Origin of the sequence: Draconibacterium sp. (assembly GCF_041583095.1) — a bacterium.
Lineage (GTDB): Bacteria > Bacteroidota > Bacteroidia > Bacteroidales > Prolixibacteraceae > Draconibacterium.
Window position 1 is genome coordinate 1 of the sequence record NZ_JBFHGM010000197.1, and the last position, 9,921, is coordinate 9,921.

11 protein-coding genes are annotated in these 9,921 nt (G+C 39.0%); 7 read left to right on the forward strand and 4 right to left on the reverse strand.

What is annotated here, in order from left to right:
- Nucleotides 1-36: 36 nt before the first annotated feature.
- Complete coding sequence (gene tnpA, locus ABZB17_RS16225; RefSeq protein WP_372651580.1) at nt 37-501, reverse strand: IS200/IS605 family transposase; 465 nt, start codon at nt 499-501, stop codon at nt 37-39.
- Nucleotides 502-948: 447 nt separating this feature from the next.
- Here tnpA and ABZB17_RS16230 point away from each other — a divergent pair, with 447 nt between their 5' ends.
- From ABZB17_RS16230 to ABZB17_RS16250, 5 genes are all read left to right on the forward strand, one after another.
- Nucleotides 949-3,021 carry a M28 family peptidase gene (locus tag ABZB17_RS16230; RefSeq protein ID WP_372651582.1) on the forward strand — a complete coding sequence of 691 codons (2,073 nt, stop codon included), beginning with the start codon at nt 949-951 and terminating at the stop codon, nt 3,019-3,021.
- A 264-nt stretch (nt 3,022-3,285) separates the two neighbouring features.
- Complete coding sequence (locus tag ABZB17_RS16235) at nt 3,286-3,837, forward strand: RNA polymerase sigma factor (protein ID WP_372651584.1); 552 nt, start codon at nt 3,286-3,288, stop codon at nt 3,835-3,837.
- 1 nt (nt 3,838) lies between these two features.
- Entirely contained in the window at nt 3,839-4,597 is a 759-nt protein-coding gene (locus tag ABZB17_RS16240) for a zf-HC2 domain-containing protein (protein WP_372651586.1), read from the forward strand.
- A 132-nt stretch (nt 4,598-4,729) separates the two neighbouring features.
- Nucleotides 4,730-5,524 carry a DUF4097 family beta strand repeat-containing protein gene (locus ABZB17_RS16245; RefSeq protein WP_372651588.1) on the forward strand — a complete coding sequence of 265 codons (795 nt, stop codon included), beginning with the start codon at nt 4,730-4,732 and terminating at the stop codon, nt 5,522-5,524.
- Between the two features lie 6 nt (nt 5,525-5,530).
- On the forward strand, nt 5,531-6,181 hold the full coding sequence (locus ABZB17_RS16250; protein WP_372651590.1) for a DUF4097 family beta strand repeat-containing protein: 651 nt from the start codon (nt 5,531-5,533) through the stop codon (nt 6,179-6,181).
- Nucleotides 6,182-6,243: 62 nt separating this feature from the next.
- Here the strand turns inward: ABZB17_RS16250 and ABZB17_RS16255 are convergent, their stop codons facing one another.
- From ABZB17_RS16255 to ABZB17_RS16265, 3 genes are all read right to left on the reverse strand, one after another.
- The gene (locus tag ABZB17_RS16255; RefSeq protein ID WP_372651592.1) at nt 6,244-6,792 is read right to left on the reverse strand and encodes a peroxiredoxin family protein; all 549 of its coding nucleotides are present in this window, start codon (nt 6,790-6,792) and stop codon (nt 6,244-6,246) included.
- A 200-nt stretch (nt 6,793-6,992) separates the two neighbouring features.
- The gene (locus tag ABZB17_RS16260; protein WP_372651594.1) at nt 6,993-7,574 is read right to left on the reverse strand and encodes a hypothetical protein; all 582 of its coding nucleotides are present in this window, start codon (nt 7,572-7,574) and stop codon (nt 6,993-6,995) included.
- Nucleotides 7,575-7,968: 394 nt separating this feature from the next.
- Nucleotides 7,969-8,565, reverse strand: coding sequence for a hypothetical protein (locus ABZB17_RS16265; protein WP_372651596.1), 597 nt, complete (start codon nt 8,563-8,565; stop codon nt 7,969-7,971).
- Nucleotides 8,566-8,861: 296 nt separating this feature from the next.
- Between ABZB17_RS16265 and ABZB17_RS16270 the strand changes: the two genes are divergently transcribed.
- Together ABZB17_RS16270 and ABZB17_RS16275 are read left to right on the forward strand one after the other, a co-directional pair.
- Complete coding sequence (locus ABZB17_RS16270) at nt 8,862-9,656, forward strand: LytR/AlgR family response regulator transcription factor (protein ID WP_372651598.1); 795 nt, start codon at nt 8,862-8,864, stop codon at nt 9,654-9,656.
- Nucleotides 9,656-9,921, forward strand: a 266-nt coding sequence (locus ABZB17_RS16275) for a two-component regulator propeller domain-containing protein (RefSeq protein ID WP_372651600.1), incomplete at its 3' end; no start/stop codon positions are given. The genes ABZB17_RS16270 and ABZB17_RS16275, both read left to right, overlap by 1 nt.

Sequence of the window (9,921 nt, forward strand, 5' to 3'; positions counted from 1 at the left end):
AAACGGAAACCCGGTACGGGTTTGATATTCCACCAACTAATCGAAGAATTCGAACAGATAGCTAGTATCAAAATCCACCTCAAATTTTTCCAGAAAATCAAGATATTCCTCGCGAAATGATTTCTTCCGGTGATGCTCCTTCTGATTCAGAATATAATTCACCACCTTATCAACCTGCGATTTACTGTAGGAAAAACAACCATAACCCGCCTGCCATTGAAACTTCCCCGGAAACCAATTTTTTTCGTTTATAAAATTCGACGAAGCACGTTTTATTTCTTTAATGGTTTCCGAAGGTGAATGTTTGGGATTAAAACTCATAAATACATGAACATGATCGGGCATGCCGTTTAAAGCGTAACTTTTATGTCCCATCGAATCAACCAACCCGGCAATAAACGGGAAGACTTCTTTTTGATAATTTGGTTGAATTAAAACCTCGCGGAATTTAACTGCAAAAACAAATTGAAGATAAACTTGTGTGTAAGTGCCTGGTGTCATTTTTTCTCTTAAAGGTACAAAACCGGACGTTAAAAATCCAACCCGTACCGGGTTGTTTGCAACATTTTACATGTTGCTATTATAATCGAACGCATACTGCGTTCTTTTCAGTGTATTCTAATTCGTTTAAATAAATTAAAACTCGGTACGAGTTTGATTATAGTAACAACACCTACAATCCAAAAAAAGAATCCGCTACGGATTCGATTATAATAAAAGCACCAAATCACAATAGAAAACAGAAACCCGGTGCGGGTTTGATAAACCACCAACTCAATTGATTCTCAATAAAACAAAACGAACCAAAAAGATGCAAAAGAATCACACCAGCTAACGATTTATTGCAAATAATAAATTTGTCATGCAATAATGACATCAATCAGTTTCATAAATTGAATTTATGCTATTTTTACCAGCACAATTGATCAAAAAACTAAAATCATCAACATGAGGAAAAATCTCTTTTTCATTTTACTGTTTCTGTATAGTATTACCAGTGCTTTTGCACAATACACACCGTTTTACCAATACACCTTACTGCCTCCTGAGGTAATGGATGAAATTATCGGAGAATCATCGGGCGAAACGGCAATCAATCACGTTATTGAAATGGTGGGTTACCAGCGTAACCGGCCGGCAAGTGAATATGGTTCAGCCAACTTTCGCGAAGGAAAATATGTGCTGGATAAATTAAATGAATACGGAATTGCCGGAGCAGAAATAGAACGTTTCGAAGGCGGTAAAACCTGGGACGGAATCAAAGGAGAATTATGGGAAGTAGAACCGGGAAAAATAAAACTGGCCGACTATAAAGATATTGCCCTTTCGCTGGCAGAAGGAAGCAAACCAACCGATGTAACTGCCGAATTAGTATGGGTAGAAGAAGGTCTGGAAAACGACTTTGAAGGATTGGACGTTAAAGGCAAAATTGTTGTAACATCCGCTACGGTTAGCAGAGTTCATAATACAGCAATTGAAAAAGGTGCACTGGGTGTTGTTGCTTTTGGCTCGAGCCGCGAACTTACTGCACCACTTGCCATCCCTGCCAGTGGAATCAGAGGAGAAAATGCAACTTTCGGTTTTTACCTCACGCCGCGTGAAGGTTACAAATTACGCGACCGTTTGATTCGTGGCGAAAAAATTAAAGTACATGCTGTTGTCGAGTCGAAAATGTTGCCTTACGATTTGCAGGTGCCAACCTGCGTTATTCCGGGTAGCGATCCTGACGCCGGTGAAGTTATTCTTTCAGCACACATTTTTGAAGGTTATACCAAACAGGGAGCCAACGATAACGTTTCAGGTGGTGCAGCCATTTTGGAAGTGGCACGCATCATCAACCAATTGATTGCCGATGGCCGCATTCCACAACCAAAAAGAAGTATCCGTTTTATCTGGGTGCCTGAATTCTCAGGGACAATTCCTTGGGTTAGTGCCCATGCTGATATTATGGAACAAACGCTTTGTAACATCAACCTCGATATGGTTGGACTGCATCTGAAAAGTAACAATTCGTTTTTTAGCCTGATGCGTACCACATTTGGTAATCCGCACTACATAAACGATGTAATGGAAAACTACTTTGTTTACATGGGTGAAGCAAACCGCGAAATTCTTGCCAACAGAAGTAACAAAAGAATTGCAAATCAGATTATCGCTCCCAGCGGAACCGATGATGCGTTTTATTACCAGATTGAGCAACACTACGGTTCATCCGATCACGAAGTATTTAATAACTGGACCACGCATGTGCCGGGCGTAATGCTTATTACCTGGCCCGATATGTACTATCACACTTCGCAGGATACTCCCGATAAACTCGATGCCACGCAAATGAAACGCGCCGCAGTTATTGCAGCAGCCGGCGCTTATAACATTGCATCGGCCGACGAAGAAATGGCCGGATCGATTGCAGAAACTTCATTCACTTACGGATCGAAAAGAATGGGGATTGAATTGGGTCGTGCGTTGGATGAGCTGAAATACACCGATGCAAAGTCGTTTGAATCGACATGCAAAAAAGTGAAAGCTTATCTGGAAACAACTTCCAATAATGAGTTGGCAACACTTCAATCGGTAACAGAACTGGCACCTGATAGCAAAATACTTGCTACGCAACTGGAAACCTTATCTGCATCAACAAAGCAACTTTACGAAGCCAACTCTGTTATTCTGGATAATCAAATTGAACTAACAGCTTCAAAGCTTGGGTTAGAAGTCCCGTCATATAAGTTAACAAAACTGGAAAAAGAAGCCAGCGAATTCATTCCTGTTCCTTCGGAAAAAATAAAGGTTGGCGCTTTCCGTGTTGAAGGAGCAGTACGTACTTTACCCAAGGCTATTCAGGAAAAATATCCGTACACAAACATTGCCAGCACTACCGAACTTTGTGCATTGATTAATGGCAAAAACAGTGCTTTGGACATTAAAAAGAAGTTGGATACACAACACAAAAGAGTCTCGGATTTGCAAAGCGTTTTAAATTATTGCGGATTGCTAAAAGAAGCAGGACTTATAAATTAAATGGGTTCATGAAATAAATTCATCGTTTGACTTGAAGTCAGACAATGAAGGAAAAGATATTGAAGCCGGTTTCGAAAGAGCCGGCTTTTTTTAAATTCCACACTGAATATATTTTTATTGGCAAATGAATTCAGTGCCCCCTTTCGCAACAATCTCTCCAAAATTTGAAAATTTTCAAAAAAAAACGAATTCCATGTAACGAATCATCTAATTTCAGGTATTAATTTCAGTTGATTGATGTAAACATTTCGATTTTAAGCTTGAATGACAAAACAACTTAGCGACGAAATACTGATGAAGCACCTGGTGCGTGGCGATAAAAAAGCAGCGGGCCAACTGTACGACAGGTACCATAAAAATGTATATGGGTATTTCGTGCGTATGACCAACGATGCAGAGGTTGCCCGCGACCTTACGCAAAATGTATTTCTAAAGATGCTAAAGTATAGTCACAGCTGGAAAAACGATAAAGTTTTTGCATACTGGTTGTTCCGCATTGCACGAAATATTCTAATCGATCACTACAACGAAGCTCGAAAGTTCTTTAGCACTGATGATTTTACAAAAGTGACCGAACTCGATCAGAAAGAATCGGTGCAGGCAATGGAAGCTAAAGAGTCGTTTGAATTTGTACTGGAAGCTATGAACCAATTGTCGCCTGCTGATCGTGAGTTGATTGAACTGAACCGTTTCCAGGGCTTTTCTTACAAAGAAATTGCACAAACGGTGGCCTCTAACGAAAACGCTGTGAAAGTGAAAACATTCAGGGCGATACAAAAACTTAAAGAGATTTATACGAATATAATGATTGAATAAAATGGATTGCAACGAGGTAAAAATAAATCTTCCGGAATATATCGACAGGAAACTTGACAAAAGCACTTCGGAGTTGGTGAGCAAACATTTGGAGAGTTGTGCATCGTGCAGAGAACTTCATGCCGAGTTGAAATCCTTTCTGCAATTTACCGATTCGTTTCCCGAAATAGAAGCACCGGCAGGAATGAAAGAAGAATTCATGCAAATGGCAGAATTGGAAATTGAACCGAAAGGAAGAATAATAAGAATTCCAGCGTGGGCAAAAGTTGCGGCCATGATATTAATTGTGTTCGGAACCTTTGCATCGGGGTATTTTACCGGGTCGAAAAACAATGAGGTTGGCGAGTTAAAAGCCGAAATGAGGCAACTGAAACAGGATGTACTACTGGCCGGATTGCGCGACTATTCGGGACCGCAGAAAATTCAGGCTGTTTACGATATACAATCATTGGGAGAAACAAACGAAACATTTGTTGATGCGTTGGTTTACACGATGAACAGCGATAAAAATGTAAACGTTCGTCTGGCAGCCATCAGTGCACTGTCGGTAATGATGGACAAAAACGAAGCAATAAAAACTGAATTGATCAAATCCTTGTCAGTTCAGGACAATCCGCTGCTACAGATCTCACTTATCCAGGTGCTGACAGAATCGGGAGTGAAAGAAGCAAAAGATGAAATTGAGTCGATTTCGAACGATGAAAACACCAATCAGCATGTTAAGGAATATGCAAACAGTATGATTAAAACCATAATATAATCCGAAGGCAAGGTTTAAAGCCGGCAAACTACGTTTTCGGAAACATTCAGAAATTATTAAATCCAATTGTGAAACAGCCAGATGAAAGCTTTGTAAAAAGAAAACAGAAGGCAAATATTAAAAATAAAAGAGATGAAAAGAGTAATATATTTAGCAGCAGCACTTATTTTCCCCTTGCTGACGTTTGCGCAGGGAAATAAATATGAGTACACGCCAAAGGTGAAAAACCGTGTGGAAATTAAAGATGTTCTGGGAGAAATTACACTGCAAAATGCCAGTGGAAATGCCATCGTTATTGAGTCGGATTTTGATTTGGAGAAACCCGAACGTGCCGACGGGCTGAAACTTTTGGGTGCGCAGGAAGACAACACCAACCTTGGCATAAGTGTGACAGAAGAGAACGGAGTGGTAAGTATTTCAGGTGTTACCAACAAGGTTAAGGATTTCGCTTACACCATTTCAATTCCACAGGGAGTTGCGGTAAGTCTGGATTACCACAGTCCGTTTGCAAGTTCCGACATCGAGGTGGATTCGTATAAAGGAAGTTTTGAGATTAAGACACTTACTGCCAATGTAAAACTGAACAACTGTGAAGGACCTTTCACCGTAAGTTCAACCAGTGGTGATATCGAAGCGGTTTTCAACAGTCTCAACCAAAACGAACCAACTTCACTGGCTTCTGTCAGCGGTTTTATTGATGTGACCGTTCCGGCCACCAGTAAAGCTACTTTCGAAGTAAACAACATAACAGGAAACATATATAACAACCTCGATCTTAAAAGCCAGTCGGGCGAAAATGAAGACTCGCGCGCCGACGGTATGGGCGCCATCAAACACCGAAATCACAGTGCGTATACCTTGAACGGTGGTGGACAGAAGTTGATTTTGAAAGCGGTTTCAGGTAATATTTACCTACGCAAAAAGTAAGAAGCCATGAAAAAAACGATACTACTTTCAATCATACTTTTAGGATCGGCTGTGCTGGGATTTTCCCAGAAAGTTGTCGATAAAAAAATTGAGACGAAAGGAAAAAAAACAGAACTGAAGCTTGATTTTGCCGATACTATCAGAATTGAAGCCTGGGATAAAGATTACGTTGAATTCCATGCCAACGTAAACATCGATGACAATCAATACAACGATTATTATGAGCTAAGCGTAAACGAGACACCCGGGAAAGCTGAAATTGTTGAGAAAATTGACTTCGACGGAATGAAGGAAAAAGCGGGAAAGAAAGAGTTTTGTAATTTCGAAATGGATATTGAATATTCGGTAAAAGTTCCGAAGAACCTCAACTTTAGTGTAAAAACCATTTCGGGAGAAATTGAACTGATTGCCTGCGAAGGTAAAATGGATGTAAATTCTATCAGTGGATTTATCGATTATTCAATCCCAAAAAGCTTGAATGCAAAGATTGATTTGTCGACGGTTACAGGCGATGTTTATTCGAACGTGAGCTTTGATGACGGTGATGCGGATGAAATCTCTTGGGTAGGTACCAATCGTAAGCTTACCTTAAACGGAGGAGACAAGGATATCAAACTTAAAACCGTTAGTGGTGATATTTATTTGAGAAAATTTTAAGAACGTTAAGGCTATATAAGTTGTTGTGAAGCCGGTTCCGAAAAGAGCCGGCTTTTATTTTGCTATAACTCCTTCAAAGCCGCAACAACTTCTTCCACATCAGCCCTTCCTCCGTGACTCGAGCTTACTTTTACAAAACGTACTTTACCTGCTTTGTCAACTACAAATGTCGAAGGATAAGCTGTTTCTTTTGGCGCATCCCATCTCAGGCCGTATTTATTTATCATGGAATAGTTTTGATCTAGGGCAAAATAAAATCCTTCAGGAAAAGTAAAGTCTTCAGCAAATTCTTCTGCTTTTTCCTGCAAAACTTCCGATGGCCCCGGATAAATCATAAGAATCTTTGCACCGTACTTTTTAAATTGATCGGCTTCGGAAACAAACTCCCCTACCTGGCGGGTACAAACCGGACACTGATATTCGGGCCAGCCCCTCAGAACAATCAGAACAAGCGGCGACTCATTGTATAATTTGGTTATTGGAACTTCGCTTCCATCAATTAACTGTGCAGTAAAATCAATGATTTTATCTCCGGTTTTTACGTTGGCATGAGGTTGCGAAAATGCAGGAACAAAAATAAGGGCCAATAAAATGGTAATAATTGTTTTCATGTTGAAGTATTTTTTTTGATAGCACTAAAACATATAACAAAGCGAAAAGTTCTTCCTATTTATCAATGGCAAACCACTACTTTTTTTACCGAAAATCAATAACTAAAAGACAAGGAGACTGAAAACAGTTGTATGAAATTAATTCAATAAAAAAGGCGAATTCCCACGAATCCGCCTTACCTTTTCTCATCATTCAGCCTCTAATCAATTACTACACTATGTTCGTAAATATCATTTTCATTAGTCAATACTACCTCGTACACTCCGTAATTCAATTCGGATAAGTCGATGGACTTGTGTATTGCAAAATCCTTGCCCAAAGCTACTTCCGTCAACAAAGTATTGTTTTCGTATACATACAAATTAATATTTTCATTTTCGAAGTTCAAATACGAAAGTTTAATCTGATCTCCTTCCTGAAAAAAGTATGGGTCTACTGTTTTTCGCACATCCATTACTTCAACTTCGCCGTACTCAATTGATAACTGCTTACGAATTTCTTCATCACCAGTTCTTACAGAATACCAATAAATACCATTATCAAGTGCCGAAAAGTCATAACGTTTCTCCATCTCACTTCTCGGAACTTCTGAATTCATCTCGTAAATACTGTTTCCGTATTCGTCTGTTAATTCAATCTCAAAGTGAACCATTTCACCGCTCGAGATTTCAACCACCGTTGCCTCATTTTCGTTGGCTTCCATGTTCACTCTCAAATTTCCTGATGCCAAGGCAACACTTGTTACACACATTGCAATAATTCCTACAAATAAAGTTTTCATGTTTGTAAATTTTTAAATTCTGATTTCTAATTGTTTTCTACCAGAGAAAGGAATCAATTCCTACTTTTGTTCATATTTTTTCACTATTCTTTAAACATTATCATAAATCAAAAGGCCGTAGCCCAATAATAGAAGGCATTTCAGGAGCATGTTAATTACATGTTAATGTGCAAACTTGACGAGGAAAAACTATGGAACCTCAAGCCAGCGAAAGAGAAGTATCTCAATCATTTACAGATAAGAAGGTGTATTCTGTTCGTGATTAAAGTGTTTCATTGTTGATTGGTAGACGAAAACTGGATACTGCCAAACTCCAATTTTTACAAAAAAAAAGCGAACCCCATCGGATTCGCTTTACCAAAACTAACTAATCTAACTATACTTACGAAAAATGCTAATTGAGAGTTATTTCGTATTCATATGTTCCGTTGTTACTTACCAAAACGGCCTCGTAGCTGCCATTGTTAAGTTTCGAAAGATCGATGGCGTGATGTAAGGCAAACTCCGATCCCAGTACATCTTCATGAATCAAACTGTTGCTTTTTTCATCATACAGATACAATTTTACATCGCCAGCTCCATAGTTCAGGTATGAGATGTCTAATCGATCATTGTATAACCCGAAATACGGATCAACCTGTTTCACCTGATCAACAACTTTTACATCGCCGCCTTTTACTGCGAGCGTGGTCATATTTTGTTCATTGTCAAGCTTCACCAAAAAGGTGTATTCTCCATCGCTAAGTTTTGAGAAATCAAAAGTGTTTAAAACCAGTTTCATTGGTTGCTGAATTTGCTTGTAATAAATAATATCGTTGCTTCTGTTGCGGATTTCCATTTCAAACTGGCTTTCTACCGCATTGCTAACACGAACATGCGCCTCAGCACCTTCGCCTTCCGAAATACTTACACTTAGGTTTCCTGTCGCCATAACAACTCCTGCACTTAATGCAAGCGCAAGTGTTAAAAGAACTTTGTTTAATTGTTTCATAACTTGTTTTCTTTATTTAATTGTTTTCGCTTTCTGTGACTGAAATATATGGATAAAGTTTAAAAGGATCCTGTTAATTGAATGTTAAAGACTTTTTAATCTTTTATTATCAGTCCATTATACCTGTGTTAATGTCATGTTAAGCACTAAAACTGTTGAAAAACGTGATAAAATATGGGAGATTAGAAAGAGTAAAAATTACCGTTTATTCGCCAGAACCTACCGCTTATTTGCCAGAACCTACCGCTTATATAAAAACAAAATATTTTTTACAATTAATTCTATCTTTGTTAGGAATGACTGCTTACAACGCCATAATAATAGACGACGAAAAGAACGTGCAGGAGGCTTTGAAGATCCTGCTTCAACGCAATTGTCCGAATATAAACATCTGCGATACGGCAAGCTCGGCAAACCAGGGGCGCGAATTATTAAAAAAATGGGATGTGCAATTAATCTTCCTCGATATCTCAATGCCCGGAGAAAATGGCTTCGATTTTCTGGATAGCATAAAAAAAGAAGATTACGCCATTATTTTTACCACAGCCTACGAAGAATATGCCTTACGTGCCATTAAAACAAACGCCATTGATTACCTGCTAAAACCTATTGATCCGGAAGAATTAAAGGAAGCAGTAAACAAGGCAACATCGCATCTCGATCTTCGCCGGCAGAACCAGGATATACAAAAAACGTATGGCGAATCGTTAAACAATCTTACCCGTCAGGCCAACGAAGGGTTTGTTTTTGCTCCTAAAATAACGGTAATCCAAAAGTTTGGTTTTCAGATTATTGAAATCGAAAAAATCAGGTATATCGAAGCTGATGGAGCCTATTCCGTACTTCATCTTTCGGGTCTCGACAAAGTAGTATCGAGCAGACCGGTTGGAGATATTGAAAAGATTCTTGATCCTTCTATCTTTATCCGCATCCATAAATCCACCTTGATAAACTTAAATTTTCTTAGGGGATTTTCGAGTTTCGAAGGCAATTATGCCATTATGGACGACCAAACGGAATTGGCTATTTCGCGAAGAAAATACAATGAGTTTAAGGAAGCTGTTTCCAAATATTCCAAATCAATTGAGTAGTGAAAAAATTTCTGTTAATACCAACACTAATTTTATGTATCACTCAGCTTGTTTGCGGACAAAATCCGTTTATAACAAACTATACAATTGCCGACGGATTACCCACCAACAAGATATTTTGTGTATTGCAGGATAAAAATGATTTTATGTGGTTCGGCACTTCCGCCGGTGTTGTTCGTTTTGATGGCACAAGCTACACTCGGTACACCAACAAAGACGGGATGAGCTACAACCGTATTGCCCGGATGAAGGAAGATATGGAAGG